Consider the following 26191-nt stretch of genomic DNA (forward strand, 5'->3'; position numbering starts at 1 on the left):
GTAGCTCCGCCATGGCGGAGCCCAGTGCGTACCCGGGGCTGCCGGCGAGGTTGCCGCGGCGCCGGTCGTACCGACGGGTGGTCCGCGGGTCCTTGTGATCGGCGAAGTCCTGGACGACGTGGAGCTTCGCCTTCGGCTGGGCGAGTGCGTGGGTGACCGCGTTGTGCTTCATCACGTGCGGGTGGATCGTGCTGGCCTGCGGCAGGCCGGCCTTCAGCGCCAGGCGCCGGATGAGCTTCCGTACGTACGACTCGTCGAGCGGCCGGCGGGTGCGGGTGGCGAACAGCGGTCCCGTGGTCCGCCCGGCCAGGCATCGGTCGATCGCGGCGGCGGCCTGCGGCGGCACCGCCTTCTTCTTTCGGCGCCCGCCCTTCAGCCGCACGCTCAGCGTCCGGTGCCCGGCGTCGTAGCCGAGGTCCTCGACCTGGGCCCCGAGGGCGGAGTCCACGCGCATCGCCATGAAGTACATGGAGGCCAGCAGCGCATTCGCGCGGGGAGAGTCGGTGCGGGCCGCGGCCAGGAGCCGGGCCATCTCCTCCTCGGTCAGGCCCTCGGTCTCGGAGTGGTCCGGGTCGATGTCCGGGCGGGGCACGAGCGCGAACGGGTCGGCGTCGACGTCGAGCCCCCGCTCCTGCAGCCGCATCTCCGTTGCCGCGCGAACTGCGTAGGTGTGGAAGGAGTAGCAGGCCGACAGGACGTTGGCGCGGGCAGCATCGGGCCGCGGCTCCCCGGTGGGGGCCATCTCGCCGCGGCAGCCGCCCTTGACCGGGCGCAGCGTCGGTGCGGTCTCCAGGTATCGGGCGAAGGCCTCGGCCAGGGAGAAGCGGGCCGTGAGCGGGTGCGCGCCGGCGTGCCGGGCGTACTCCTCCCACACCCGGAACTGCCGGATGTAGGTCTTGCGGGTGTTCGCCGTCTTCTGCCGGGCGATCCACGCACCGCCCAGACCGGGGAAGGGGTCGCCCGCCGGGAAGTGCGCGGCGAGCTCCTCGGAGAAGGCCCGCGCTTCGTCGGGCCAGTCAGCGGTCGGGTCACGGCGCGGACCGGTCGCCAGCTCGGCGCTGCCCCGGGGGACGAGTTCGGCGCTCACCGCGGTCAGCCCTCCTCGTCCTCAGGGGCGATCGTGGGCGGCTGTTGTGGCCGTACAGGACCGGCGGGGACCCGGGCCAGGTGCCGAGGGTTCCGCGGTCACCTGGCTGCTTCGTCGGCATCGCCGGGGTGGGCTTGGCCGGGGTGGGCGTCGCGGCCTTCCACAGCACCTTCTTGGTGTCAACGGCGCCGCACTCGGTGTGGTCCTGGTAGGGGACGTTCCGGTGGGGGTAGTGCCCGCCCTTGGACTCCCACACGGACAGCCGAGCGGCCGCCCGCGCCGTTGGGGGATGCCGGCGGGGAAGGCGTCGGCGACGCCGTACGCGCGGACCGCGGCCATGATCTTGCCCCAGCCGAGCTTCTTGCTCGGGTCCCAGCCGGTGGTTCAGGGTTTCGCAGCGTAGCCGAGGACCTCGATCTGGACGCATCGCGAGCCGATGCGGTTGGTCCGGTAGCTGTCCGGGCCACTCTTCAGCGCCCGGCTCGACTGGTCCAGCGGACCGAACTGCCCGATGCGGTCGGTGGCGGGGCAGTAGATGAGCTGCGGCTCGGACGCCACCTTGATGAGGTACGAGCCCACCGACTCCAGGTACTTCCCGCCGGCCGGGGACTCGGTGGTGTGCTGGATGCACCGGGCCGGCGCGTTCGGCTTGTCCGTCGCACCGCCGATGGAGCCGTCGCCGAGACGGATGGCTCCGGCGATCCACGCCGGGCCGCCGGCACAGCCGGGTACGGGTCGGAGTCCGGCCGCGACTGGGGTTGCCACACTGCCGAGGGCGGCGCAGCGGAGTGCGGAACGGGACGCGGGACGACGCCACGAACCTCTCTGTCCTGTTCCGACCGGTGCCCCGAACCGCTGAGCGCTCTCACGCAGGGATGTCCGCCGCCCTGCCAGACCGGCGGATACGAGCGCACCGGACATCTGGACACCCGTTCGAGGGCGGGAGGCTTGAGAGCGCTCCTTTGGGTACATCTGGAATAGAGCGTGCTAATTGCCGCGAAAGGTGTGAGCTGATGAGCACAGTGTCCGCAGAAGCAACAGGTGGCGGAGCCCAGGGGAACCGGACCTCCGCCTCGGGGAGCCGCGGGGGGCTGGTCACGGAGCGCGGCCGGACCACCGTCGCCGACGCCGTGGTCCAGAAGATCGCTGGAATCGCCGCCCGCGAGGTGTCGGGCGTGTACGACCTGGGCACCGGCGGCCCGCGGGCGATCGGCGCGGTCCGCGAACGCATCCCGGGGTCCCGGGGACCGAGCGTCACCCAGGGCGTCGCGGTGGAGGTCGGCGAGACCCAGGCCGCGGTTGACGTGGACATCGTCTGCGAGTACGGCGTCTCCATCGCCGACCTGGCCGCCGGGATACGCCGCAACATCACGCAGGCGATCGAGGGCATGACCGGACTGGAAGTGGTCGAGGTGAACATCGCCGTTGACGACATCCACCTGCCCGACTCGGGGGACGGAGACTCGCAGTCCTCAGCCGGGTCGCGAGTACAGTGACGCAGCCGCACCCGCACCCGCAGCGTCGCGACGCGGCGTCGGTGGCGCTCGCGGACGCTCCCCCCGTACCGGCCCGGCAGCCGGACGCGTCGGCCGTTGCCGCCGCCGCCGTGGGCTGCCCCGCGGTCAGCCGGCTCTCTGCCGGGCCCTTCGGAGCTTCCGCCGTCTATCTGCCCGGAAAGCGTGTCCTCGGGGTGGAGATCGACGGCGGAACAGTGCGTATTCATGTGGTCGGCCACTACGGCCGCACCGTGGCGGAGATCGCCGGACAGGTTCGGGACGCTGTGCGGACCGTCGCACCGGACGCCCTGGTGGATGTGGTCATCGAGGACCTCGACATCGGCGAGCCTCCGAAAGTCCCATCCATCCCGTGAACCCTTCCCTCTGTGAGGTGTGCTGTGTCTCCTACCGCTCTCGGACTGGGCTTCGGTGTAGCCCTCGGCTTCGCAGGCGCGTTCGGGGGTTTTGTCGCGTTCATCGTGGTTCTGGTGGTGGGGGTGGCCGGCCTGGTCGTCGGCTGGATCATCGAGGGCGGATTCGACCTGCAGGCGTCACGTGACGCCTACCGCGCCGGCTCTCGCCGCTCCCGGACGAGGACATGAGCGCCTCCGCCAGCGCCGTCGCCGCCGAGCGGAGAACTCCCCCGACCGGCGGACCGGGCCGCACCGTCATCGCCGAGCGGGTGGTGGAGAAGATCGCCGCGCTGGCCGTCCAGGACGCCGAGCGGGTCAGCGGGTCGGCGACCCGCGTCCTCGGCGTCCCCCTCGGCCGTGACCGGCTGCAGCAGCCCGCCCAGGTGAATGCCTGGGTCGACGGGCAGGTCACCGGGCTGACCGTCAGGGTCTCCCTGGACTGGCCGGCCTCGGCCCGCGGCACGGCCCGGCGGCTGCGCGTGCACATCGTCGACCGGGTGCAGCAGCTCACCGGCCTGCGCGTGGACCACGTCGACATCGACATCGTCGGGCTTCCCCCGACGCCCCGGCCCACCCGGAGGGTGGTGCGATGACCACCGGCATCCTGCGTCGCGTCTTCTGCGCGATCCTCGCCCTCGCCCTGGCCGTGGCCGCAGCGGGCCTGGCCGTCGACGTCGTCGCTGTCGGCACCGGGCACGCACCGGTCTTCTGGCCGCAGCGGGCCATCACCGGCCACCTCGAGGACAGCCGCTGGGGCGATCCCGCGATCATGGCAGTGGCTGCCGCCGTCGCCCTGATCGGGCTGCTTCTGCTGTGGGCGGCCCTGTCCCGCGGCCGGCATCACCGGATCCGACTGCGCAGCGGCGACGAGCAGATCGACGTCAGCACCACACGGCGCAGTCTGCGGCGCATCCTGGCCGATACCGCCGGACAGGTCGAAGGCGTGGACGCGCACCGCGTCAGGATCCGCGGCCACCGCGTCAAGTGCAGGGTCACCACTCCCATGGGGGACCGCGAGACACTCCGGGAGCACATCGGCTGCGCGCTTGAGGACCAACTCACCGAACTGCGCACCGCACACGCCTACCGGACAACCGTGAAAGTGCGCAGTACAAGGGGTGTGCCGTGACCAGGCACCTGGGACGCACCAACCGCATCGCCCTGGGGCTGATCGGGGCGGCGCTGCTCGCCGGAGGACTGCTCGCGGTCCTCCACGGCGCCGGGGTCTTCAGCTCAGCAGCTCCGGACACGGCACTGCTGGTCCCGTACGAGCGGCACTACGCGGCGGCCTCGCTCTGGCTCTGGCCCCTGGTCGGTCTCGTCGCCGCGCTGGTGGCCGTGGCCGCCGTCGCCTGGGCGCTGGCGCAACTGCGTCCCGACGGTGTGCGGGCGCTCTCCCTCGAAGCCGACCGGCGGCAGGGGGCCACCCGGCTGAGCGCTCCCGCGGTCACCCACGCCCTGGAGACCGAGATCGAGTCCTATGAGGGGGTGCAGCGGGCCCGGGCCCACCTCGTCCACAGCGCCCGCTATCCGCGGCTGGCTCTGCGCGTCCGCCTGGCTCCCGGCGCCGATCTCCCGCGGGTTCGGGCCCGGGTGGAGCGGCAGGCCATGGACCACCTCCGGGAAGTCCTCGACCAGGAGCAACTCCCCGCCCGGATCAGCTTCCACGCCGCGGGCCGCCGCGACCGCCGTCGCGTCGACCACCGACTGCGCTGAGCGGCCGACTGGGCCGAGCCACCGACGCGCTCGCACCCCACCCGGGTCGTCCGGACCGGGTGCCTAAGAGATCTGCCGTCGGGGATATCAGTGACAAGGACCTGCTCACCCGTGCCAATCCTGCGGCCCAGGGCCCAAAGGCCGTATGCGCGTGCAGCGATCAGACCCTACGATCACTCCGCCCTAGCGTCCGCTGCGGCCACACACGCCTCCGAGACAGGCCAAAGACGATGACGAGTACCGCCCGCAAAGTTCCCCGGGTCCTTGCCCGCTCCGCGCAGGCGGCAATAGCGGCGGCCGCCGTAGCGGACGCGTTCCGCGCGGCGGCAGTCCGGAATCACTACCTGCACCACACGGATGCATCCCTGGACAGGTCGGGCTTCATCTCCGTGATCTTCGTCTATCTGATGACTCTCGCGATCCTGCTGTTCCTCGTGTGGCTCGCCCGGTCACGGCGCACCGCTCAAGAGTTGTCCCCCAGTGCCTCGGTCCCGGGCCGGGGTTGGACGATCGGCGCGTGGTTCACACCGGTGGTCAACTTCGTTGTCCCTCGTCAGGTCGTCCTCGACATCGGGCGCGCGAGCTCCGCGTCGTGGGAGGAGAAGCGAGACACAGCACTGGTGAATCTGTGGTGGGTCGCCTGGATCACGCACGCGCTGGTGCTCGCGGTGGCGGGCCGGGTGGCCCCGGGGTCGATGGTCTTCCTGGTGGTGGCGGAGGCGCTCATGATCGCGGCGGCCGTGCTGGTGGGGCTTGTCATCGAGCGCATCACGGCACTGCAGAGCGCCGCCCTCGGTGCCACCGTTCCCGTCACACCTCTCGCTCAGGCGTGAGGCGGTTCCCCCGAATGTCTCCCCCCACGGCGACGTGATTTGCTGCACGCTCGCCCCTGCTCGCCCTGACCGGCGAAGCCCGCCGTTGGCAACCGATGCGGCTCCGGCTACGGCTATTCTCCGCCGCCGGTCAGCTCGCCACGGCCGGCCGCCACTACCTCCGCCTCGGCCGGCACCGGCCCTGGACCCACCTGATCACCACCGCGTTCGACCGTATGCAAGCCCTAACAAAACCCGGCTGACCAGCGACAACGCCCCTATCCCGACGAACCTCTCACCCATCCAGGGTAGTAGAACCCGGCGCCCATCCGACGCGACAGCCGGGCTACCAGCCTGCCCCCCGACAAGCCGAAATGGGCCGCCGAAACACCCGGTGGACCGTCACGCAAGATCGAGGCCGGGGCGTGCACGGCAGTGGATCAACCGATTGAGTGATCACAGCCGCAGGACAGGCGCTACAACCCCCGGCCCGATGCACGCCCGGGAGAGTGGACGAAGTGGCGGTCGAAGCCCCTAGCTCACGGTCGGCACCACGACCCTGAGCACTTCACGAGGGTGACCACAAGCGTGCGGACCGCGAGGATCGATGTCGTCGTCCCTCAGCGCCATCAGGGCTCGTCCGCCGCTGGCACGGCCGCGGTACAGGCCACCACTGGCGCTGCAGAGCCCAAATTATGCTCAGCCACTCGCGTGGGCAGTCAGCGATCACCAGGGTGCGCGCGGAGTGAGACATCTCGCTAGGGGTGTCCGGGCACGTGAAAACCTGATGGACTGGCCGCATGATGATCTTGTCGCCTCGTGTCCTTCGGGCTCTTGAGCGGTTCAACGCCACCTACCCCTGGGACCACAACGCCCATTTCCACCGCTGGATCCTGCGCCAGCTACCCAAGCGCTTTGACCGCGCTCTGGATATCGGCTCCGGCTCCGGCGACCTCGCGAGACTCCTGGCAACCCGTGCCAACAAGGTGCTCGGAGTCGATCGCGAGCCGGCGATCACCGCCCAGGCTCAACGGTTGACGCCAGCTGACACTCCTGCGACCTTCACGGTCGCGGATGCCATGACCGAGATTCCCGCTGGCCTCTACGACGTCATCACATGCGTGGCGACGATCCACCACCTGCCGTTCACCGAGGCACTCACCCGCTTCTGCCAGCTTCTGGCACCCGGAGGGACCCTGGTGATCGTGGGGCTGTCCCGCCCGCAAACCCGTATGGACTATCTGTTCGACGTCACGTCCATCCCCCTAAACGCTGCCGTGGGCTGGCTGAAGAACAGGGGCCGGCCCACGACACGACCGGTTTCCATGACGGCCCCAACGCGCTCTGCGGTCATGACCATCCACCAGATCGCCCGGGAAGCCGCAGGCCTCCTCCCTGGCGCACGACTGCGGCGCCGACTGTTCTGGCGCTACACGCTCGTGTGGCACAACCGCTGAGCTCAGCCAAGACGTATGGCGGCTCGCCATCGTCAGGCGCCGCGACGACATGCGCGGCTACGTCGTGCAACTGAAGAGGTAGATCGTCGAGCGGTTCTCCGCCCCACCTGATGCAAAGTCTCCGCCACGTGAGCGACGTCAGGCCGACAAGGAGAGAGCCATTTCGTCTACGCCGGTCAGCCGCCCTCTCTGGGGGCAACCGGGCGGCGCCAGGCGAGTGGCGACGACTTCACGCAGCTCAGCGCCGGTGTGAACGGCACTGCCATGGGCAACGGTGCGTGGTCCTACTCAGCGCCAGAGTCGCTGACTTCCAGCGGCGCTCGTCTCCGCCAGGCAAGGCAGGCTGATCGCCCCCGGGATCCATACGAATTCGACTACGGTCTGGCGCATGGATCGCCTCTCCGAGATCACGTTCCTCCTTCCCGACGCACCCGAATCGCGTGGTTTCCTTGACGAACTGCGCACGCTGTTCGCCGAGGTGGCATACGCCGACTTCACCGAGGGCGCGAGCAGGGCGAACGGGGTGGGTGACCGCCTGACCCTCGCCCCGCCGCAGCCCTCCGGTGCCCGTCCCGTGACGGTTTTTGAGCTCGCCGGCGTTCGCGCGCCTGAGATCGTCCTCGGCACAGGCCACTCCATCGGCGCGTGGGGTGGCACTGACCCGCACGAGAAGCGGACCCTGCCGGCCCGGATCGAGATGGCAGAACTGACCCGCCGCATTGCCGGGCACGTCAAGCGCGTCGATCACACGGGCGTGAACGTGCCCGCCTGTGCCACTTCGCCCGAGCACTGGAGCGACCTCACCACCGCGCTCGCCTCGGCGTCCACCATGTACCGCTATCCCACCGGCGAGGACTGGCCGTTCGTCCTTCCGTCGACATCGGATGAGCTCATCGACGACATCCATGACTTCGTCGTCGGCCGCGAGCCCAGGTTCGAGCTGGTTTACGACCAGTGGTTGACGCAGACGCAGTGGCAGTTCGCCCTCTGGACCGACCTCACCCGCACAGACCTGGAGCAACTGTTTCCTGAACCCGACGGGATGACCTTCCCGGAACTTGCGGAGATTTTCCGCGTCGTGCCAGTCCTCAGCCCCTGGCCAGATCTGGATATCCGATTCGACCTCTGCTACCGGATCGAGAACGGTCCATCCGACTGGGAAACCGGCGAATGGCTCGTCACGGAAGGCGGCCGCATCCGCTGACAGCAACGTGATCCGGCTGCCGCGGCCCCGAGCCCGGTCAACCCCAAGTGCCCGATCCGCCGGTCATCCGACAGATCCGCCGCCAACCCGACCGGACAGACGTCTTCAACCGCCGCAGCCGGGGCAGTCACCTCACCCACCAGGCGCTACCCCGAGATTGGAATGGGTTCGGCTCCTTTGAAGGGAAGCGCATGACGTCGCTTGCTTGCGAGTGATCGCGGACACCGGCGTCTCATGCACCGTGCCGGCGCTGACGACGAGACCGAAGAGGAGTACCGGTTCCGCTGCCAATTCAGGGTCTTGAGCTGGGGACCCACCACCGACAGCGTGACCGCTCATCTCTTCCGCGACGCAGACCGCTCGGTGCTCACTCTTCAATTCCGGCGCGAGGAACACCTGGTCAGGCATCCAGACCATGTGGGCAAGGTCTTCGTGGTGGATGTCCCGACCGAGGGGTTCGTCGGGATCCTTGAGGATCTCGCCTCCGTACTCGACGGCAAGCAGGTCGTGCCGAGGATCGGGCTGCCCACCAAGGCCGGGAACATCGAGAGCACCGTGTCGAAGCTCAGGCGGTTGGTGGAGCGGATCTGGCAGAAGCCGTCCGCGACTCTTTCGACCAGTCCCACGATGCGATCGAACGCCACTGCGGGAACGTGCTCGGCAAGCGCAGGTCGGAGGAGCTCGTGATCGCGGCGGAAGTAGACATCAACGCCTTCTCCCGCGCTCGGATGCCAGTGCCGTGCAGCGGGGCATTCCATTGGTGGTCCAGGTGAATGGCAAGGGCGTGGTCATGCGTCCCGAGGCACTGCGAGGCCAACTACCGAGCTGCCGAGAAAGCCGCCACCGGCCACCGCGCCCGGCTTGCGCCGGGTGAGAAGGCGAATCGAAGCAGATAGCCACCGTGGCCTGCGCCTTCGACGCGCGCCCGGCTCCCGGACGCCCGACGTGATCCATCCGCCAGGCGTCCGCAGCGGAGAACGCCCCGCCCGCCCTGGGCCGAGAGCTGGCAATAATTGGTGCACCGACCCCTGGTCCGCTCGCCCGAGCACGTCATCGCGGATGCCTTCGACCAGGCCGAGATCATCCTGGTGACGGCGCCCGCCACCAGCTCGAGTTGATTGACCCTGAGACTCGCCAACGCGGCATCCCGCCTCACGTCCTGCTGGACTCGTCCACGTCGCCGAGTAGGTCTGGGCCGCCGCTCACCCACTTCACAAGCCCTCACCACCGAGGCCAAAACCTGGGCTGCCAACCGCCTGACCTCGATCCTCGCGGGCCACACGGCCCGCACCGCTGCCGAGATGACCGCCCAAGCCGACCAAGAACGACCCACGCGTCGAGGGCGACCTCGATCTTCGGCTCAGTCCTCGCCAACCTGGAGCAGAATTGCGAAGAGCTCACTATTGCTGCCAGCTATCACGCCATCGCACGTGCAGGCGGTCACGGGATCCCAGGAGTCGCCCTCCCGGTTGGTCCACCGCGTGTTGGACGACACGTTGGATGACGACGTAGGGGTGGGTTCGCGACATTCACGGTGCACATGAGTTGGTGGAGATCGGGGCAGCCTTCTTGCGGTTCGTGGGCGACGACATGGTGCACACGGCGACGGGGATGGAGGCTGCCGGGTGCTCATCATGGACATGGACCCGGTTGGGGTGGAACTCCTGCTCAGCCAGGGCCAGTTGGCCTGTCCGGGGTACGCCCGGCCGTTGGCGGGCTGGGGGCATGCGCGGCCTCGCAGGATTCGGGACCGGTTCGGTGCGGTGCTGCCGTTGAGGCCGCGCCGTGCGCGGTGTCCTGCCTGCGCGACGACCCATGTGCTGCTTCCTGAGGCGGTGCTGCCGCGTCGGGCGGATGCGGCGGAGGTGGTCGGCGCGGGACTGGAGATAGCCGCCGGCGGCTGGGGGCACCGCCGGATTGCCGCCGAACTGGGGCGTCCCGCGGACACGGTCCGCGGCTGGGTACGGCGTCTGGGCACGCGCGCGGAGACGGTCCGGTCGCTGTTCACGACGGTGATGGTGGCCTTGGCCGATGATCCGGTGCCGCCGTCACCTGCCGGGTCAGGGATGGCGGACGCGGTGGTGGCGGTTGTCGCGGCGGCGGAGGCGGCCCGGCGCCGATGGGGTCAGCAGGGACTGTTGACCTGGCGTTTCGCATGTCGGGTCAGCTGCGGCGCCCTGCTGGCACCAGCGGCCGACCCCGGGTAGCGCGGCACCGGGCCCACGGGAACGGGAAACTCGCTTGCCGACCGTCCGCAGGGTCGGCCAGGATCTGCGGCGTGATCTCTCGCCTCTGCAGTCACCGTCCGCACACCATCACGCCTGCAGAGGATCATGACCGTGAACTACACCGTCCGCGAGTACACGCCCGCCGATGAGACCGCTTGGCTGCACTGCCGGGTGCCGGCCTTCTTGAACACCGCCTATTTCGACGACGTTCTGCGCGCCAGGCCCAGCACGTCGGCCCCGGGCCTGGACCTGGTCGCGGTCGACGAGCATGACCGCCTCGTCGGGATCATAGACACCAGCGTCGAGGGTGACCTGGCTACTATCGACACCGTCGCGGTCCACCCCGACCACCAGCACCGCGGCATCGGCCGTCGGCTGCTGGAGGAGACCCGCTCGCGGGCCCGGGCCGCCGGGGCTTCCACGCTGGATGCCTGGACGCGCGACGACGCGGACACCCTGGCCTGGTATCGGGCGATGGGCTTCGCCGAGAGCGACCACTATCTGCACGTCTACGCCAACTACTACACCTCGTCCGGTGAACCCGGCCGCGCGGTCGAGGCTCCCCGGCCCGGCCTGCGGCCTGTCGCGCTGTTCCTGCACGCCAAACTCGCCGACGAAGAGCGGCTGCGGGGCGAGTTCGCCCGGGTCCACGTCTGCCGTCGCTTCTCCATGGCGGTCTGAGTCCGGCTTGCCCGCCGTCCCGCAGCCGCCCGGAGCCGGCCGCGGGACGGTGGGCGTCCATGGGCGTGATGTCGCGCCGCCCCGGCCGCGGCAGGGGCGGCGGGCGGGGCATGGTCCGGGCCCGTCCGCCGGGCGTTGATCAACACCAGTCGCCTCTGGCCGCGCACCGTGTTGGCGCAGACGCTGGATCGTGACTGCCTGTCACCGGGTGGTCGTGACCCAGAGGGGAGCGTGGAGGCCGCATGGTGTCCATCGAGGAGGAGGACCGCCGCCGGGCGGAGAAGTCCCGGCAGGTGGCCCTGTTCCGGTATTCGCTGATCCAGGAGTTGATCGATCCGCAACTTTCGGCTGGCCAGCGCGGCAGGCTGTGTCGGCAGATCGCCGAGGCCGAGCACACCGACCCGTTCGGGCGGCAGGTGACCGTGACCCGATGGACGCTGGACCGGTGGGTGCGGGCCTGGAGGCAGGGCGGCTTCGCCGCGCTCGCTCCGACGCCGCGGCGGTGCGTCCCGCGGACGCCGCCCGAGACGCTGGCGCTGGCCGTCGCGCTGAAGAAGGAGAAGCCGGAGCGGACCGCGGCCCAGGTCCGGCGGATCCTGCGGGAGAGTGCGGGCTGGGCGCCGACCGAGCGGACGCTGCAGCGGCACTTCGCCGAGCGGGGCCTGAACCTGCCCGCGCCGGGCGGGGAGGTCTTCGGCCGGTTCGAAGCCCGCCGTCCCAACGACCTGTGGACCGGCGACGCGCTGCACGGGCCGAGGATCGGCGGCCGCAAGACCTACTTGTTCGCCTTCGTCGACGACCAGAGCCGGGCGATGGTCGGCCATCGGTTCGGGTTCGCCGAGGACACCGTCCGCCTGGCCGCGGCCCTGCGGCCGGCCCTCGCGTCCCGCGGCGTCCCGAAGAGCGTCTACGTGGACAACGGCTCCGCGTTCGTGGACACCTGGCTGCTGCGGGCCTGCGCGACGCTCGGCATCAAGCTGGTCCATTCCACCCCGCACCGCCCCGAGGGCAGGGGGAAGATCGAGCGGCTGTTTCGGACAGTGCGGGACCAGTTCCTGGTCGAGTTCGACGAGGCCACCTGCGAACGGATCGACGGTCTGGGCGAGTTGAACCGCCTGTTCACGGCCTGGGTCGAGACGGTCTACCACCGCAGCGTCCACTCCGAGACCAAGCAGGCCCCGATCGAGCGCTGGCTCGCCGGGATCCCGAACCCTCTGCCGTTGCCGTCCACGGCTCAACTGCACGAGGCGTTCTTGTGGTCCGAGGTCCGCACCGTCACCAAAACCGCGACCGTCTCCCTGCACGGCAACACCTACCAGGTCGACCCGGCGCTTGCGCAACTCAAGGTCGAGCTGGTATTTGACCCCTTCGACCTGACCGACATCGAGGTCCGCCACCGCGGACGGACCATGGGCAAGGCCGTCGCGTTTCGCCTCGACCGCCACTCCCACCCCAAGGCCAGGCCGGAACTGCCGGTCCAGCCCCGCCCCGACACCGGCATCGACTACCTCAAACTCGTCGACCAGGCCCACGGCCAGGCCCTGGCCACCGGGCTGAACTACGCGTCGTTGATGCCCGACGCGGACCGGGAGGCGGACCGGTTGTGACCTCCATCGACGACTACCCGCCCGCCCAAGAAGCCCTCCACGCAGCGGAGTTGGCCGAACACGAGGCGCTCGCGCTGCTGGACCGGGCCCTTCGCCTGGCCCGCAGGCTGACCTGCACCGATTTGGGCAACCTTCGCCAGCCCTGGCCGCCGCTGGCCAACCGGGCGGTGACCCTCGCGCTGGCCTTCCACGACCGGGCCGAGCGCGCCACCCGGACCGTCGAGGACATGCTCGCCCACCTGGAAGGGAACGCGCGATGATCGACCGCGTCCAAGCGTTCTACGGACTCGAACGCCCGCCGTTCGGCCGGGCGTCGCTGGCCCCGGGCATGCTGCACAAGCATGCCTCCCACAACGAGGCCGTCGCCCGGATTACCTGGTGCATCACCAACCACGCGCTCGGCGTGGTGACCGGTGAGGTCGGCGCCGGCAAGACCGTCGCCCTGCGGGCCGCGATCGCAGGCCTGGACGCCGCCCGCTACACGCCGATCTACATCCCCAACCCCGCCATCGGCATGCGCGGCCTCTACGAAGCCATCGTTGCCACCCTCGGTGGCTCTCCCAGTTACCGCACCGCCTCCCTGATGGCCCAGGCCAACGACGCCCTCGCCGCCGAGGTTGCCGAGCGCGGCCGTGTCCCCGTGATCGTGCTGGACGAATCGCACCTGCTCGCACACGAGGAACTCGACGCCGTCCGCATGATCACCAACTGCGAGATGGACTCCACCACCCCGTTCGCGGTCCTCATGATCGGCCAGCCGACCCTGCGGAAGAAGATGAAGCTCGGCGTCCTGGCCGCCCTCGACCAACGCATCGCGGTCCGCTGCCAGATGCTCCCGATGGACCTGGAGGAGACCGACAGCTACGTCAAGCACCACACCAAGCTCGCCGGACGCACCGACGCCCTGTTCACCGACGACGCCATCCACATGATCCACACCACCGGCCGCGGCCTGCCCCGCGCTGTCAACAACCTCGCCCTGCAGTCCCTGATCGCCGCCTTCACTGCCGAGAAGTCCCTCGTCGACGAAGCCTCTGCCCGCATCGCTGTCAACGAATACCTCGCGACAGACTGACCATCCCCACGACACCATCCCCATCACGGCCCCGCCCTGCACCCAGCCAGCGGGGCCTCAACACGCCCACCCGTCGGCGGCCACAACGTCGCCACCATGGGCAGGTTCAACGTCGGGCAACACCAGGTCGCACCAGGTCCGAGACACTTCACGATGCGCGTCACAGTGTTGTGCGCGATCTCACGGTTCATGAGCACACGATTGGACCACACGAAGTCGTCGGCCGCGAGTGCGGTCATCACATCGATGGCTGCATCGAAACTGAGCGGTTCCAGGCGAGCCTCAATCTCCGAAACGCTCGGAAGGGCGACCCCGCTGGGGACGTATCGCTCCCAGAGTGAGTGGATCTCAGCGACGAGCTCGTGCACCTGCCCTGCGAGGACAGCCAGCCCATGCCCAGGGTCAGCCCCATCCGGCAATTGACCGGATCGCACGGCGACAACGGGCCTGCTCGACAACGACTCCAGCAGGTCGCCAAGTTCAGACAGGCTCTCAACAGGGTCTCTACGGTTCACCCCCGCATCCTGGCATCCCGAGGGCAAGACCGAACACGGCGGCCCTCCGCCCCTCAAGCACCCGTCCGACCTGCCCAGAGGGAGCCCTCTGGCCCGGGACTGCGGGATCCCGGACAGCGATGAGGCACGATGCACGCCAGACCAGAACGAGAGAGCGAGGCCTGCGGTGACCGAACCGGACGCGCTGGAACTGATCCACTTGGAGGACGCGGAGGGTGATCGATGCATCGTACGCATCACCGGACGCTTCCAGCCCGGGGGGCTGACCGGGCACGACGTCCTCCGAGCGGAGGTCCTGGCCCATGCGAGCTTCGTCGATGCCCGCCTGGAGCTCTACCTCCTCCAGCGGGACCTCGATGCCTGGGAGCAGGAGCTGAGCGGCCTCGCTCCCGGCGCCGACGCGAGCATCGGCGGAGATCGTGGGCTGAGTCTTGCACTCCACATGCAGGAGGACCGTTCTCTGGCCGTAACGATTCACGACCCCGACAGTCTCAGCGCAATGCTGTGGATCCGGCCGCCGGAGAACTGGATGGACGAGCATCGCCACCGAGTGGCACAGGTCCGGCGGACCTGGCCCAGCGAGGTCGTGGAGACAGCCCCCATGACCTACGAATGGCGTCCAACCCACCAGGCCTGAGGAGTACCTGCCGGCCCTGCCAAGCCGACATCACAATTTCAAGATCAGTAACCGCCATCCGATCGTCGCCCCCGCACCTGGGCTGTCCAACTGGCTCAGCCCCGAAGCGCCAGAACCCCGGTGATCTCAGCAAGGCCGGCGACACTTCGTGCATGGTGATCGTCACCGGACTTCAGGTGCCGCCACTGCTCGGGCTGCGGGGGAGCCAGGCGAACGTCAGCTGTCTCCCAGGGGTCGAGTTGCGGTGTGAACTCCACCCAAAGCCAGGCGATGTTCAAATCGCGAGTTCCCGAGCCCACAAGGATCCACTGACGGCCATGCAGAGCACGGCGGGCGGCAAGGAGGAGACAGTGGTCATGCCGGTGACGTTGGGCGTGTGGATCAACAACCGGAAGGCCCGGAGAACGAAGCTCTCCTCCGATCAACTCGCCCAACTCGCTCGGCTCGGTGTCGAGTGGGCATGGGCCTGGCAGGCCCTGGCGTGGACTGCATGGGGTTGTGCAGCCCGCTTCCCGGCGGTAAGGGACCAGGGGCCGACCTGCTGCGAGTCCGAGAGGGCGGCGGTGTCCAGGCCAAGCCTCTCGCCCGCAGTGCGCCGATGTCACCGCATTCGGCTTCTGGTGGGCACGGTTCCCAACGGCGACCCTCGGCGATCACGGGCCATATTTCGCATGCCCTGCGCGAACCCCGACCCTACGATCACCGGGTGCAACTGTGGAGTTCGGCGCTCGTGCGTGCTTGTGCACGGTATGTCGTACGCCAGCAGGGTGGCGACCCGGCGGCCTGGTACCGGGAGCGGTGCACGGCGTCGGACGACTCCGAGTTGCCGCCCGGCGCGGTCATCGGGCTGGCCGAGTGCGGGAAGCGTGCGGACGCCGGGCTGTTGCGGCCGCTGCTCGTGCACCCGGCGGCCGGGGTGCGGGCGCGAGCGGTGGCGGGGTTGCGGGCGCTCGACTGCGCGGATGCGAAGCAGTTGGGGCCGTTCCTCGACGACCCTGCCGCCGGGGTCGTCCGCGAGACCGTCGCCGCCCTGCTGCCCTCGGCCAAGGAACTGCCCGCCGACTGGCTGTTGGAGCGCACCAGTTCCGAGCGGCCGCGGCACGTCCGCGTCGGCGCCTTCCGGCTACTCGACGCGCACGGCGGCATCGTGGCGCTGAGGGCGGCGGTCGGCCTGTTCCAGGATCCGGATATGAAGCTGCGCACCTGGGCCGCGCAGTCAGTGCAGCGCTGGCGCCCGTCGCCGGACGGGCAGCGCGGCAACGCGGAGGTCGGTGAGCTGCTCGACCAGAGCCGACACCTTTTCAGCGACTACGTGCTGCGCCGGCTCAGGTGGGAAGCCGGGGTGGACAGCTGAGACTGCACCGCGGCCCGGACCTCTGCCCAGCACTCGCCCCCGGTGGCCCTGGTGACAGCTCGCCTGCCTTGGTGACAACACTCGTGCCTTGGCTCAACGAGCGGTCACGGCATGGGGAGGCTGGAGGGTGGTTCTCCAGCTCGATGTCCATCCAGGCGGCGTCGTTCAGTTCTACGTCGAGGCCGCGGGCCCGGCCGCCGCCGAGGTTGACGTTCACGATGCGCCCGGCGACCGGTCACCATCGTGCGCGTAGCACGCCGTCGCTGTCGGGTAGAACAGCTTGGATCAGTGGAGTGCATTCGTCGGCATAGAGGGACAGGGCACAGGCCGCTCGCGCGTCGGCCGCCAGGGCGGCGAGCTCCTGGTATTCGGTCTCATCGACGACCACGTCTCTGATCGTTCCATCGGTCGCCTCCCAGACGAACGCGATGTGCCATTCGGATGGCAGTGCGGTCAGGACTGCGCCGACGTCGGGTTGCAGGTCGGGCCAGACGGTCAGCAGGGCTCGCGGGCCGAGGCCGGCGCGCACCGCGTTGAGGTTTTCGGTGGTGAGGCGGTGCCAGCGTGAGGCGTTGACGATGGGGGTCTCCTCCAGGAGCAGGCCTTGTCGTGCTGCCAGCTCGGTGCGTACCGACGTCCAGAAGCCTTCGTCGGCGCCCTTTGTCACCTCTGGTTCCGCAGCGTAGGGGGAGGCCGCCATCGGTTCCGCGAAGAGGCCGAGTGCCCGCGTATGGGCCACGGCGTCTACGCAGGGCTGGTCGCTGCCCACGTACACGTACTGGTCCCACCCGACGTGCACGGCGAAAACGTCTCCCGCCTCCAGCCTGCACCAGGCACCCTGCTCACGGAGCATGACACGGACCAGCTCCAGGGCCACCGCCAGGGAGACCTCGGCCCCGTCGTGGTAACCGGCGAGGTCAGCCGGGAAGAGCCCGCCGAGGCCGTGCCCCTCGACCGCCGGCTGGGCACCGAAGTGGACGAGCCCGGTAACGGATGGCTCACGGATCTCCAGCCGGTCAATGCCCGCAGTTTTCGCGAACGCGGCGATCGCCTCCAGGTACGCGGCCTCGACCGGCCCGTGGTCGCTGACCGCCTCCTCCGCGCCCTGGTAGCTCCCGTGTTCGTCACGGTCGTTGGGGTCGTACTTCGTGATCCGGTGGACGTAGGCAGGCGGCACGCTACTCCTAGTGGCTCCGCACAGCTGGTTGATCAGGTTATCGTCTGGGCCGCCGTCGGCCGGGCTGTCCCGGAGATCTGGAACGACGTGCTGACCGTGACTGCCAGGAACCGGGATTGGAGGGGACAGCGTCCATCTCAGGACGACACACAAGATCGTTAGTGGCCACGAAGGAGTTTGGAGTGACAGGAACGTCCACCCGCTACCTCTATCTCGTCCGCCACGGCGAGGCCTTGCCGGACGAGAGCGGGCTGACGGAGAAGGGCCGCCGTCAGGCAGTACTGCTCGGCCAACGACTGCGTAGTGTCCCCTTCTCGGCTGTTCACCACGGCCCACTGCCCCGGGCGGCGCAGACCGCGCGCCTGATCGGGGAACAGCTGAACGGCATCCCTCTGCAGGTCTCGGAAGCTGCAGGGGACTACGTCCCCGACCTGCCGGAAAGGGACGAACTACCGGCGGACTCCGCTGACTTCCTGCTCCGCTTCGTCGACCAGTTCACGGCCGAGGAGCGTGAGCGCGGCCCGGAGCTGGCCCGCCAGGCACTGGAGCGGTTCACCGGGCCGGTGGACAGCCACGAGACCCGGCACGAACTGCTTGTCACCCATAACTTCCTAGTCGGCTGGCTCGTCCGGCATGCCCTGGACGCGCCGAAGTGGCGCTGGCTCGGCCTCAATCACTGCAACGCCGCCCTGACGGTTATCCGATACGCGCCCGGTCGGCCGTCCTCCGTCCTCTTCTACAACGACATGCGGCATCTGCCTGTCGAGCTGCGCTGGACCGGTTTCCCGTCCGAACTGCACATCTGAGCACATCAATCGTGGTTTGCCACGCGGCCCTGGCCGGGTACTCGGTCCCGGGTCCATCACCACGTACAACTTCTCGCCGGGCCAGCGGGAGCGCAGGGCTTTGAGTAGGCCGAGGAACTCGCGCCACCGCTTGCGCTTGCGGGTGCGGTAGTAGATCTTGCCGGTGGTCAGGTCGAGGGCAGCGAGCATGTGCATCACGCCGTCGTAGCGGGTGTAGGTGGCCCGCAGTCGGCGCGGGGAACTCATCGGGCGCCAGGTGTCAACGCTCTCGCAGAACTGACCCCCGTCCAGTTCCGCAGCATTGACCCCCTCGGCTGGCGCGGTTCGGTCTAGCGGCGTGGTCGGCCCGGCATCATGGGGGCATGGAAGACGACCTCCCGACCGTGTCGGTGCGCCTGTGGCGGGCGGACGCCATCGTCGAGTAATTGTCAAGACCTGTGGATCGGCGGTTGCCGCGGAGGGCTCCAGACCGCGGACGAAAACAAGGTGCGCGCGACCTCTGTAGTTGACAGGCTGCGCCGGTGAAGCGTGAACAGATCTCCAGGATCGCCCATGCCGATCACCCGATAAAGTCTCCGCTCGAGGACGACTCGGTGCGCCGGCTGCTGGAACGCGGCATCCCGCGTGGCAACGAGCACGTGCTCGACCTTGGTTGCGGCGGCGGGGAATGGCTCCTGCGTGCCCTGGCCACGCGCCCGCACCTGCACGCTGAGGGTGTAGACATCTCCGAGGACGCTCTGACGCAGGCCCGCCAGGCAGCGATCGACCTCGGCGTCCAAGAGCGCCTCGTCCTCCACCACCAGAAGGCCGAAGACTTCGTATCCTCGCAGTCGTTCGACCTGGTGCTCAGCGTCGGGGCCACGCATGCCTTCGGTGGTCTGCTCCCCACCCTCGCGGCGGCACGCAAGCACCTGGCTCCTGGTGGCCGCATCCTTATAGGTGAGGGGTTCTGGGACCGCGCGCCTTCCGAGGAGGCCATCGAGATGCTCGGGGACTTCACCGACCTGGCGACCACCGTGGACCGCGTCGTCGCCGACGGGTGGACCCCTGTCGATGGGCACGTCAGCACACGCCGTGAGCTGGACGACTACGAATGGGCCTGCTGGGGGTCACTGGCCTCATGGGCCCTCGACCATCCTGCCGATCCGGACAGCTCGCACGTGCTCACGACAGCCACCACCCGCCGCTCCGAATGGCTGCGCATCTACCGTGACACCTGGGGCTTCGTCTCCCTGATCCTGCGCCAGACACCCGGCTGCCCCTGAACCAGCCCTGATGCGGACCCGTCCCCGACAGATCACAGCGCTACGCGGCCCGGGCATGCGGGCTGGTGGTGCGACTGTGGTCCTCAGGCTGCGTGCGCCTCGGGGCGTTCGACGAGGTGGCCGCGTTCGAAGCGGGCCCCGGCGCGGACCAGAGCGACGAGGTGGGGCGAGTTCACCGCGCGCCAGCGGGTCTGGGCGGACTCGAGGAGCTGAAGACCATGGCGAGGGCGGCGGCGCGGCTGCCGGCGCCCTTGGTGACGCCGACGTCCAACCGCGACACTCCGGATTCATCGGATGCCCACACCCCTTGCTCAGGAGTGCGGAAGTAGTAGTCGTCACCGTAGAGCACCTGCGCTGGGCCCTGGGGCGTCGTAGCCGCCGGCGCGGTAGCCAGTGTGGTCATTCCCGCCCCGGCACCGCCAGTCAGCGTGACCAGCATGTTCTTTCCTCGCTGTCGTGGTGACGCCCGGAGCGTCGCACACGACCTGAGGAGTCACGCCACCAGGTCCGAGGAACTCTCCATGAGGTGACCGTCTGGGATGCCAGCCTGGCAGTGCACCGTGGTCCGTCACTGTCTGCCGGTGTTGCTGTCAGTTCATAATGACGAGGTGGCCAAGCTGATCGATCCGACCATCCGTTTGCAGGCGTCGTTCCTGGCGGCGGTGAACGAGTTCCACGAAGATCGCGACTACCCCACTCCATGGTTTGTCGACGACGTTGATCCTGCAGCCTTGACTGACACTGCGGCCTTCGCCGCTTACGTGACGCGCGTGCTCAGCGAGCGGGACGAATCAGCCAGGCGAGCGAACTGGTTTGTGCCGATGACGACGCTGTGGTGGGCCGAGGGTGACCAAATGCTGGGCAGGCTGGCCATCCGCCACCGGCTGACTCCGCCTCTGGAGAAGTCCGGCGGCCATATCGGTTACGACGTCCGGCCCAGCGCACGCCGCCAGGGACACGCGACCGCGATGCTCGCCGCCGCCTTGCCGATCGCCCGCTCGCTGGGCCTCATGCGGGCCTTGTTGACCTGCGCCGAGACAAACACCGCCTCCCAGCGCGTGATCGAAGCGAACGGCGGCCAATTCATCGACAGGGTCGGTGACAAGCGCCGTTACTGGGTTCCGGTGTCTTGATCAGGCGCCCGCCGAGACACCCCATCAAGACCGCCGGGTGGTCCCAGGGCCGGGCGGGCGTTGGCGCGATCTTTGGCCGGTGGCCTGCCTGGGCTGGGGTCGAGCATGGCCAGGCCGCCCTACGCCGGCCGCGAATCGGGCGCTGGCGCCAGCACGCCGGCGCTGATGACCAGGACGAGCCACAGCACGACGCGGGCCGCGTTAACCTCGCGGCGGCGTGAAGGGGGCAGCTGGGTCGCCCTCTACGAGAAGGCCTACGCCCAGCTCAAGGGGCCATCGAGGGGACCTCCACCTCGGCGACCGAGCCGTACTCCCGCAGGGTGCGGCCGGGCGCCCAGTCGGCCTGCGCCGCTACGGCACCGACCTCACCCCCGACAGCGGCTGGACCTACGGCTGGCCTGCCCCCACCAGGCCGAGAAGCCGAAACGGCGTCGCGTCGGGTGTGCGCCGGGTTCCACGGGGGCCAGGCGGAGGTAGCGGCGGCGGCCGGTCGTAGTAGGGCATGTCGGCAGTGATGTAGACCTTGATTGGCCTGGCGTCGAACGGGACCAGCGGTCAGGATCGTGGCCATGCGTGCAGTTGTCTTCGATATGGATGGGACACTCCTGGACAGTGTCCCCGCGGTGTCCCGGGCATACGCCGACGCGATTCAATCGCTCGGCGGCCCGCCGGTTACGCCGGATGAGGTGGTCGCCTCCTGGCATGTCGGCCACACGGAGCTGGTTCTGACGCACTTTCTCGGCCGCGCATGCGGCTCCGCCGAGCTCGAACGCTTCCACGCGCACCTCGACCGGGCCATCGCCGAGGTGCGCCCTTTCCCCGGCATCCCGGCCCTGCTCGACGCCCTCACCGAAGCGGGCCTGCGGCTCGGCGTGTTCACAGCGGCCACACGGCGTGCGGCTACGAGAATGCTCGCTGCCGCCGGAATCGACATGCGGTTCGAGGTGCTCGTCGGCGGCGATGAGGTGGAGCGGCCCAAGCCGGCACCCGATGGGCTGTTGCTGGCGCAGCGGCGGTTCGGAGTTCCGGCCGAGGCAACCGCATACGTGGGCGACGCCGAAGTTGACCTCGGCTGCGCCCGCGCGGCGGGGTCGCAGGGCGTGCATGCGGAATGGGGCGCACGCGCCGGTGTCCGGGCCGGGTCTCACCTGGTCGCCGTACGTCCGCACGACCTGGTCGACTTGCTGGCGCCGCCTGGCAGCCACACTGTCAGCCCCGTCACAGCCAAGCGTTGACTGCAGTGACTGCCAGATGGCCGCACGGCGGATGGCAAAGCTTGCCGTACCTGGTGGCGGCGATGCGATACGAAGCGCTCGGGTGCCCACACGATCCCCCGCCGGCCCGCAGCTCAACCCCGGTACGGCGGCGTGATCCCCCAGTCCCAGCGCGGCATCGGCGCCTCCGTCACCGGCGGCGGCTTGGGTCCGGCGTAGAGCACCGCCATACGGGTGCCCCATTCCAAGTAGTAAGCGAGGACGGCGCGGAACTCCGGGTCGTCGGGCAGGCCGACCTCGTCGGCGGTGTCCAGCAGCAGTGCTACCCAGCGCCGGCGCTGCCGCTCGTCGATGCCGCGGCCGAGGTGCTGCCCGGCCATGTGACGGTGGCCGCCCTGCTCGGTGCTGTAGACCCGCGGTCCGCCGAAGACCTCGCCGAACCAGGCTGCGACGCGCTTGGCGTGGTCAGGGTGCTTGTCCGCGAAGATCGGGGCGAGCAGCGGGTCTGCGTCCACATGCTCGTAGAACCGGGCGAAAAGCCGTTCCAGCGCCCTGCCGCCGCCAGCCCACTCGTAGAGGGGCGGGTTGGCGCCACCCGGCCCGGCCACCGGGGTGGGCTCATAGTGGCGCATCTCCTGGATGTCCGCGACGTACGGCTTGATCTCGGCGAAGAACGCACCGAACTGCTCGCCCTTGCGGAACCCGTCCAGATGGTCCTCGGCAGAGGTCCACCGGATCCGCAGGACGTAATCACCGGGTTCCTCGGTGCACCGGCTGAGCTCGAAGTCCACGCACTGCTCGGCCCTGCCGAGCGGCCCGGCAGCCCGGGCGTACGCCTCCTCGAAGGCGGCACGCCGCGGCTCGTCGATCCGGTAGCGGATGTATTCAACAATCATGGTCAGGACTCAACCTCAACTCGGGGTACTGAACAAGAACTGACTTTGCGGTAAGCACCTGGACGGGGAACGGACGATGTCTGACCTGATGGATCAGCAGCAGTACAACTGCGCCGTCGAGTTGACCTTGAGCGTGATCGGCGGCAAGTGGGCCACCATCGTGCTCGCCCACCTGAAGGAGGGTGTCCACCGCTACGGCGCCCTGCGCCGCCGGATACCGGCAGTCAGCGAGAAGGTCCTGGTCCAGCGACTGCGGGGCCTGGAGGTCAGCGGCCTGATCTCTCGCCACTCCGACGGCGGCAATCCCCCGTCCGTCGAGTACCGCCTCACCCCGGAGGGCGAGAGTTTGATTCCGATCCTGGAGGCGCTCCACGCCTGGGGGGAGCAGCGGGCTCGGCGTACGGGGGCTCGGATTGCACCGGTCGCGGAGGCGGCGGGCGGCGGTGGACGGTGAGCAAGGCCAGGCTGTGGACACTGCAGCCCAGTTCCTGCCGATCCACGGCACACAGGCTGCCGGGAGACGTCTCTGGTGCCCGTCCCCTGGACGCCCAGCGGCCCGTGCGTGTAGCCGCCTGCCAGACGCTCCCCAGAGGGTCGGCCACTCGACCGCCGCCCGACCTGACCAGCCCCCGCTACACCGGCTGCCGATTACTGAGACACGCTCCTCAGTCACCCACGCGAACGGCCTGACTGAGATCAGGGGTGGCCCGTCGAGTCAGCTCCACCGCCCTGCGGCGGCAGCCTCGACAGCGAAGTCCTCGAACGACCTGGGCGGCCGGCCGAGCGCCCGCTCCACGCCGTCGGAGACGCACGCTCCCCGGCCGTCACGGATGTCAACGAGCAGGCCGGTGAGTAGTCCAGCGACGTCGACGGGCACACCTTCGGTGACCATACGGTCCACAAGCACGTCGGGCCTGATGTCGATGTGACGAACCGTCCGCCCGGCGGCGGCAGAGATCAGGTCAGCCGCCTCGCTGAAGCCGATCGCCCGCGGACCGGTCAGCTGGTAGGTCTCTCCGCTGTGGCGCTCGTCGGTCAGCGCTGCGGCGGCGACCTCGGCGATGTCCTCGGCGTCGACGAACGGAGTGCGCCCGTCACCGGTGGGCAGCGCGAGGGCTCCGGACAAGACCCCCGGCAGCCAGAAGGACTCGCTGAAGTTCTGCGCGAACCAGTCGGGTTGCAGGACGGTCCAGTCCACGCCGGAGCTGCGGACGGCCTGTTCGGCGGCCTTGAGCGGGTGGCTGTCGTCGGCCCGGCCGACGCCGTGGGCGGAGAGCAGCACCAGCCGGCGCGCGCCCGCGGCGACGGCGTCGGCCACCAAGCGGGGGATGCGCGCTTGCCGGTCCGCGCCAAGCTGCAGGTTGGGCTCCACGAGGTAGACGGCGACGGCGCCATCGAGGGCGGCTGCCCAGGTCGCCGGGTCGTCCAGATCGAAGTGGACGTCGCCACCAGTGCGGGACGCCGTACGGACCGCTCGGCCCTCGGCCGTCAGGCGGCGGGCGATGCGGCGGCCGGTCGTGCCGGTACCGCCGAGGATGAGGATGTTCTTCATGCCCTCCAGACAACCCCGGTCGAGGCAGACGATCCATGGGACACCGTCGCCAATCCCTTTGTGATCGTCTAGCGTGGTCGACATGGACGTCCTGAGCGATCTGCTGCACCGGGCCCGCGCCCAGAACGTGCAGATCCGGCAGCTGATCCAGCGGCCACCGTGGTCGATGACCTTCGCCGACGCCCCTCCGCTCACAGTCGTGGCCACCCTTGGTGGCCACGCGTCAGCCCGGCTTGACGACGACCCGCAGGCCGCGCCGTTACGGTTGGCCGCCGGGGACATCGCCCTCATCAGCGGCACCAACCGGTACACGATCGCCGACGCCCCGGACACCCCGCCGCAGGTGGTGATCCGCGGCGGAGTGAAGCATGTCATCGACAGCGGGACGGCGGCCCGGCAGAACTTGGCACCCCGCACCTACGGCGACGGACTGCCCGGCGCCACCACCCTGCTGAGGGGTGCCTACGAACTCCGAGGCGACGTGGGCGAGCGCCTGCTGGACATGCTCCCACCGCTGGCCGTCGTCCCCGCCGGGCCGCGCACCCGGGCGGCGCTGGACCTGCTCGCCGCCGAGGTGGCCCACGAGGAGCCCGGCCAGGATGCCGTCCTGAACCGGTTGCTGGACCTTGTACTGGTGCTGGCGCTGCGCGCCTGGTGCGCCCGACCGCAGGCCGAAATTCCCTCCTGGTACGGCGCGTTGTCCAGCCCCGCCGTGGGCGACGCTTTGCGCCTGCTGCACAAGGACCCGGCGCACCGGTGGACGGTCGCCGAACTGGCCGCGCGGGTCGGTCAGTCCCGGGCCGCCTTCGCTGCGCGCTTCACCGGCGTGGTCGGCGAGCCCCCGCTCACATACCTCACCAACTGGCGAATGGCCCTGGCAGCAGACCTGCTACGCGACACGGACGAAACCGTCGCAGCAGTGGCGCGCGAGGTGGGGTACACAGACTCGTTCGCGTTCAGTGTGGCATTCAAACGAGCACGCGAAGTCAGCCCGTCGGAGTGGCGGCGGAAGTGCGGTCGGGATGGCCGGTCAGTTCAAGACGGGTGATCGCACGAGCCGGCGCGTCACCGGCCAGTGCAACACACCCAACGCGCCCGCCCGAAGCACCGACCCCGTCGGCCTGACTGCGCCGGAGATCCGCCACATGACTCAGTGCCTTGCTGACCCCACCGGCCACGTCCCCGCGCGCCAGCAGACCGTCGCCGCAGCGGCCGCGGTATGCGGGCCCACGGCACTGTGCGGAGTGTGCGGTTGCGGGCGGGCCAGCGGTGCGAGTAGGCCGACGGCCTCCAGCGGCTCCACTGCTCGATTCACTCCGCCCCCTGGTACGGGATGTCAAGGTGCGGACAGGGTGGCACAGCAGGGGCGGACGCGAGGGGGTACTCGGATTGGACTCGAATTCCCATAGGGGCTGACAACGGCTGTTCCGCCGCGCGCCGCGATGAGCAGTAGCCGCTACTCGCTACCACCCGGCCCTCCGGGTGCCCCATCTCGGTCTGACACGAAGGAACACGTCATGCGCGCTTTCCGGCGCCGTCCCGCTCGCCGCCCGGACCGGCGTTCTCGTCCTCGCCGCCCCCGGTCTGGACTTCGGCCACTCGAACGACCACCTGCACCACCGCCACTCGGGCAGGCCCCCTACAGCCGGTCGCTGACGTGTGGCGGCGTCCACCCCGAGCAGACCGCACCGGTGATCACCCGCAAGGACCTCGTGGTCAACGCTCCGCTGCACGGCAGGCCCTCGAAGAGTCCCTCACCGACTGGCTGCACCAGCTCAAGACCGAAGCCGAGAACCGGTAGGACGGTCCTCCGAACACCGCCGCAGAAGGCCCCGGCCGAACGGTCGGGGCCTTCTGCGGCGGTGT

General features: G+C 69.4%; 28 protein-coding genes and 3 pseudogenes. 25 read left to right on the forward strand and 6 right to left on the reverse strand.

Annotated elements, in window-relative coordinates:
• Window positions 1–1087: tyrosine-type recombinase/integrase (locus AOK09_RS28055; protein ID WP_055590045.1), on the reverse strand; the 1087-nt coding region annotated here is incomplete at its 3' end.
• A gap of 384 nt (window positions 1088–1471) precedes the next feature.
• Window positions 1472–1852, reverse strand: coding sequence for a hypothetical protein (locus tag AOK09_RS28060; protein WP_055590046.1), 381 nt, complete (start codon window positions 1850–1852; stop codon window positions 1472–1474).
• 248 nt (window positions 1853–2100) lie between these two features.
• Here AOK09_RS28060 and AOK09_RS28065 point away from each other — a divergent pair, with 248 nt between their 5' ends.
• From AOK09_RS28065 to AOK09_RS28150, 19 genes and pseudogenes are all read left to right on the forward strand, one after another.
• Window positions 2101–2583 (forward strand): Asp23/Gls24 family envelope stress response protein, encoded by a 483-nt coding sequence (locus tag AOK09_RS28065; protein WP_055590047.1) that lies wholly within the window; start codon window positions 2101–2103, stop codon window positions 2581–2583.
• Window positions 2580–2957: a hypothetical protein gene (locus AOK09_RS28070; protein WP_055590048.1), complete on the forward strand. Its 378-nt coding sequence runs from the start codon at window positions 2580–2582 to the stop codon at window positions 2955–2957. The genes AOK09_RS28065 and AOK09_RS28070 overlap by 4 nt, the downstream gene beginning before the upstream one ends.
• 24 nt (window positions 2958–2981) lie before the next feature.
• Window positions 2982–3185, forward strand: a complete 204-nt coding sequence (locus tag AOK09_RS28075; protein WP_055590049.1) for a hypothetical protein — start codon at window positions 2982–2984, stop codon at window positions 3183–3185.
• Entirely contained in the window at window positions 3182–3589 is a 408-nt protein-coding gene (locus tag AOK09_RS28080) for an Asp23/Gls24 family envelope stress response protein (RefSeq protein WP_055590050.1), read from the forward strand. Before AOK09_RS28075 ends, AOK09_RS28080 begins: the two co-directional genes overlap by 4 nt.
• Window positions 3586–4125 (forward strand): DUF6286 domain-containing protein, encoded by a 540-nt coding sequence (locus AOK09_RS28085; protein ID WP_055590051.1) that lies wholly within the window; start codon window positions 3586–3588, stop codon window positions 4123–4125. Before AOK09_RS28080 ends, AOK09_RS28085 begins: the two co-directional genes overlap by 4 nt.
• Window positions 4122–4712, forward strand: a complete 591-nt coding sequence (locus AOK09_RS28090) for a hypothetical protein (protein WP_055590052.1) — start codon at window positions 4122–4124, stop codon at window positions 4710–4712. Before AOK09_RS28085 ends, AOK09_RS28090 begins: the two co-directional genes overlap by 4 nt.
• 230 nt (window positions 4713–4942) lie before the next feature.
• On the forward strand, window positions 4943–5545 hold the full coding sequence (locus AOK09_RS28095) for a DUF4328 domain-containing protein (protein WP_055590053.1): 603 nt from the start codon (window positions 4943–4945) through the stop codon (window positions 5543–5545).
• A gap of 53 nt (window positions 5546–5598) precedes the next feature.
• Window positions 5599–5787, forward strand: a pseudogene (locus AOK09_RS39490) (IS1380 family transposase); the annotation flags it as partial.
• A gap of 537 nt (window positions 5788–6324) precedes the next feature.
• Window positions 6325–6981 (forward strand): class I SAM-dependent methyltransferase, encoded by a 657-nt coding sequence (locus AOK09_RS28100; RefSeq protein WP_055590054.1) that lies wholly within the window; start codon window positions 6325–6327, stop codon window positions 6979–6981.
• A gap of 388 nt (window positions 6982–7369) precedes the next feature.
• Window positions 7370–8185 carry a hypothetical protein gene (locus AOK09_RS28105; RefSeq protein WP_055590055.1) on the forward strand — a complete coding sequence of 272 codons (816 nt, stop codon included), beginning with the start codon at window positions 7370–7372 and terminating at the stop codon, window positions 8183–8185.
• A 327-nt stretch (window positions 8186–8512) separates the two neighbouring features.
• Window positions 8513–8872 carry a hypothetical protein gene (locus AOK09_RS28110; protein WP_157876061.1) on the forward strand — a complete coding sequence of 120 codons (360 nt, stop codon included), beginning with the start codon at window positions 8513–8515 and terminating at the stop codon, window positions 8870–8872.
• A pseudogene (locus tag AOK09_RS42560) lies at window positions 8779–9513 on the forward strand (ISKra4 family transposase); the annotation flags it as partial. The gene AOK09_RS28110 and the pseudogene AOK09_RS42560, both read left to right, overlap by 94 nt.
• 297 nt (window positions 9514–9810) lie before the next feature.
• The gene (locus tag AOK09_RS39495; RefSeq protein WP_055590057.1) at window positions 9811–10392 is read left to right on the forward strand and encodes a DUF6431 domain-containing protein; all 582 of its coding nucleotides are present in this window, start codon (window positions 9811–9813) and stop codon (window positions 10390–10392) included.
• 126 nt (window positions 10393–10518) lie between these two features.
• Window positions 10519–11094: a GNAT family N-acetyltransferase gene (locus tag AOK09_RS28120; protein ID WP_055590058.1), complete on the forward strand. Its 576-nt coding sequence runs from the start codon at window positions 10519–10521 to the stop codon at window positions 11092–11094.
• Window positions 11095–11336: 242 nt separating this feature from the next.
• On the forward strand, window positions 11337–12701 hold the full coding sequence (locus AOK09_RS28125) for a DDE-type integrase/transposase/recombinase (RefSeq protein ID WP_055590059.1): 1365 nt from the start codon (window positions 11337–11339) through the stop codon (window positions 12699–12701).
• Window positions 12698–12961, forward strand: coding sequence for a hypothetical protein (locus AOK09_RS28130; protein WP_055590060.1), 264 nt, complete (start codon window positions 12698–12700; stop codon window positions 12959–12961). Before AOK09_RS28125 ends, AOK09_RS28130 begins: the two co-directional genes overlap by 4 nt.
• Entirely contained in the window at window positions 12958–13776 is an 819-nt protein-coding gene (locus AOK09_RS28135) for an ExeA family protein (protein ID WP_055590061.1), read from the forward strand. Before AOK09_RS28130 ends, AOK09_RS28135 begins: the two co-directional genes overlap by 4 nt.
• A 681-nt stretch (window positions 13777–14457) precedes the next feature.
• The gene (locus tag AOK09_RS28145; protein ID WP_055590063.1) at window positions 14458–14928 is read left to right on the forward strand and encodes a DUF5959 family protein; all 471 of its coding nucleotides are present in this window, start codon (window positions 14458–14460) and stop codon (window positions 14926–14928) included.
• Window positions 14929–15658: 730 nt separating this feature from the next.
• Window positions 15659–16282: a hypothetical protein gene (locus AOK09_RS28150; RefSeq protein WP_407675445.1), complete on the forward strand. Its 624-nt coding sequence runs from the start codon at window positions 15659–15661 to the stop codon at window positions 16280–16282.
• A 235-nt stretch (window positions 16283–16517) separates the two neighbouring features.
• Here the strand turns inward: AOK09_RS28150 and AOK09_RS28155 are convergent, their stop codons facing one another.
• On the reverse strand, window positions 16518–17459 hold the full coding sequence (locus AOK09_RS28155; RefSeq protein ID WP_055590064.1) for a hypothetical protein: 942 nt from the start codon (window positions 17457–17459) through the stop codon (window positions 16518–16520).
• Window positions 17460–17641: 182 nt separating this feature from the next.
• Here AOK09_RS28155 and AOK09_RS28160 point away from each other — a divergent pair, with 182 nt between their 5' ends.
• Entirely contained in the window at window positions 17642–18265 is a 624-nt protein-coding gene (locus tag AOK09_RS28160; protein WP_055590065.1) for a histidine phosphatase family protein, read from the forward strand.
• A 521-nt stretch (window positions 18266–18786) separates the two neighbouring features.
• Window positions 18787–19530, forward strand: coding sequence for an SAM-dependent methyltransferase (locus AOK09_RS28165; protein ID WP_055590066.1), 744 nt, complete (start codon window positions 18787–18789; stop codon window positions 19528–19530).
• 83 nt (window positions 19531–19613) lie between these two features.
• Here AOK09_RS28165 and AOK09_RS39500 read toward each other — a convergent pair.
• Window positions 19614–19804 (reverse strand): annotated as a pseudogene (locus tag AOK09_RS39500) (IS256 family transposase); the annotation flags it as partial.
• A 334-nt stretch (window positions 19805–20138) separates the two neighbouring features.
• On the opposite strand from AOK09_RS39500, the gene AOK09_RS28175 reads away from it, so the two are divergent.
• Both AOK09_RS28175 and AOK09_RS28180 read left to right on the forward strand, forming a co-directional pair.
• Complete coding sequence (locus tag AOK09_RS28175) at window positions 20139–20663, forward strand: GNAT family N-acetyltransferase (RefSeq protein ID WP_055590070.1); 525 nt, start codon at window positions 20139–20141, stop codon at window positions 20661–20663.
• A 569-nt stretch (window positions 20664–21232) separates the two neighbouring features.
• Window positions 21233–21898: an HAD family hydrolase gene (locus AOK09_RS28180; protein WP_063796095.1), complete on the forward strand. Its 666-nt coding sequence runs from the start codon at window positions 21233–21235 to the stop codon at window positions 21896–21898.
• Between the two features lie 113 nt (window positions 21899–22011).
• Here AOK09_RS28180 and AOK09_RS28185 read toward each other — a convergent pair whose 3' ends face one another.
• Window positions 22012–22773 carry a group II truncated hemoglobin gene (locus AOK09_RS28185; protein ID WP_055590068.1) on the reverse strand — a complete coding sequence of 254 codons (762 nt, stop codon included), beginning with the start codon at window positions 22771–22773 and terminating at the stop codon, window positions 22012–22014.
• 76 nt (window positions 22774–22849) lie between these two features.
• On the opposite strand from AOK09_RS28185, the gene AOK09_RS28190 reads away from it, so the two are divergent.
• The gene (locus AOK09_RS28190; RefSeq protein ID WP_245687510.1) at window positions 22850–23227 is read left to right on the forward strand and encodes a winged helix-turn-helix transcriptional regulator; all 378 of its coding nucleotides are present in this window, start codon (window positions 22850–22852) and stop codon (window positions 23225–23227) included.
• 261 nt (window positions 23228–23488) lie between these two features.
• On the opposite strand, the gene AOK09_RS28195 is transcribed toward AOK09_RS28190, so the two are convergent.
• The gene (locus AOK09_RS28195; protein ID WP_055590069.1) at window positions 23489–24325 is read right to left on the reverse strand and encodes an NmrA family NAD(P)-binding protein; all 837 of its coding nucleotides are present in this window, start codon (window positions 24323–24325) and stop codon (window positions 23489–23491) included.
• An 82-nt stretch (window positions 24326–24407) separates the two neighbouring features.
• On the opposite strand from AOK09_RS28195, the gene AOK09_RS28200 reads away from it, so the two are divergent.
• Entirely contained in the window at window positions 24408–25373 is a 966-nt protein-coding gene (locus tag AOK09_RS28200) for an AraC family transcriptional regulator (protein WP_055590072.1), read from the forward strand.
• Window positions 25374–26191: the final 818 nt, after the last annotated feature.

Source organism: Peterkaempfera griseoplana, assembly GCF_001418575.1.
In the GTDB taxonomy this organism is placed as follows: Bacteria; Actinomycetota; Actinomycetes; order Streptomycetales; family Streptomycetaceae; genus Peterkaempfera; species Peterkaempfera griseoplana.

Excerpts from the sequence above, each read along its gene's own strand:
- AOK09_RS28065 (WP_055590047.1), top strand. The coding sequence starts at position 2,101 with ATGAGCACAGTGTCCGCAGAAGCAACAGGTGGCGGAGCCCAGGGGAAC.
- AOK09_RS28080 (WP_055590050.1), top strand. The coding sequence starts at position 3,182 with ATGAGCGCCTCCGCCAGCGCCGTCGCCGCCGAGCGGAGAACTCCCCCG.
- AOK09_RS28085 (WP_055590051.1), top strand. The coding sequence starts at position 3,586 with ATGACCACCGGCATCCTGCGTCGCGTCTTCTGCGCGATCCTCGCCCTC.
- AOK09_RS28095 (WP_055590053.1), top strand. The coding sequence starts at position 4,943 with ATGACGAGTACCGCCCGCAAAGTTCCCCGGGTCCTTGCCCGCTCCGCG.
- AOK09_RS28100 (WP_055590054.1), top strand. The coding sequence starts at position 6,325 with ATGATGATCTTGTCGCCTCGTGTCCTTCGGGCTCTTGAGCGGTTCAAC.
- AOK09_RS28105 (WP_055590055.1), top strand. The coding sequence starts at position 7,370 with ATGGATCGCCTCTCCGAGATCACGTTCCTCCTTCCCGACGCACCCGAA.
- AOK09_RS28120 (WP_055590058.1), top strand. The coding sequence starts at position 10,519 with ATGACCGTGAACTACACCGTCCGCGAGTACACGCCCGCCGATGAGACC.
- AOK09_RS28125 (WP_055590059.1), top strand. The coding sequence starts at position 11,337 with ATGGTGTCCATCGAGGAGGAGGACCGCCGCCGGGCGGAGAAGTCCCGG.
- AOK09_RS28135 (WP_055590061.1), top strand. The coding sequence starts at position 12,958 with ATGATCGACCGCGTCCAAGCGTTCTACGGACTCGAACGCCCGCCGTTC.
- AOK09_RS28180 (WP_063796095.1), top strand. The coding sequence starts at position 21,233 with ATGCGTGCAGTTGTCTTCGATATGGATGGGACACTCCTGGACAGTGTC.
- AOK09_RS28185 (WP_055590068.1), bottom strand. The coding sequence starts at position 22,773 with ATGATTGTTGAATACATCCGCTACCGGATCGACGAGCCGCGGCGTGCC.
- AOK09_RS28190 (WP_245687510.1), top strand. The coding sequence starts at position 22,850 with ATGTCTGACCTGATGGATCAGCAGCAGTACAACTGCGCCGTCGAGTTG.
- AOK09_RS28195 (WP_055590069.1), bottom strand. The coding sequence starts at position 24,325 with ATGAAGAACATCCTCATCCTCGGCGGTACCGGCACGACCGGCCGCCGC.
- AOK09_RS28200 (WP_055590072.1), top strand. The coding sequence starts at position 24,408 with ATGGACGTCCTGAGCGATCTGCTGCACCGGGCCCGCGCCCAGAACGTG.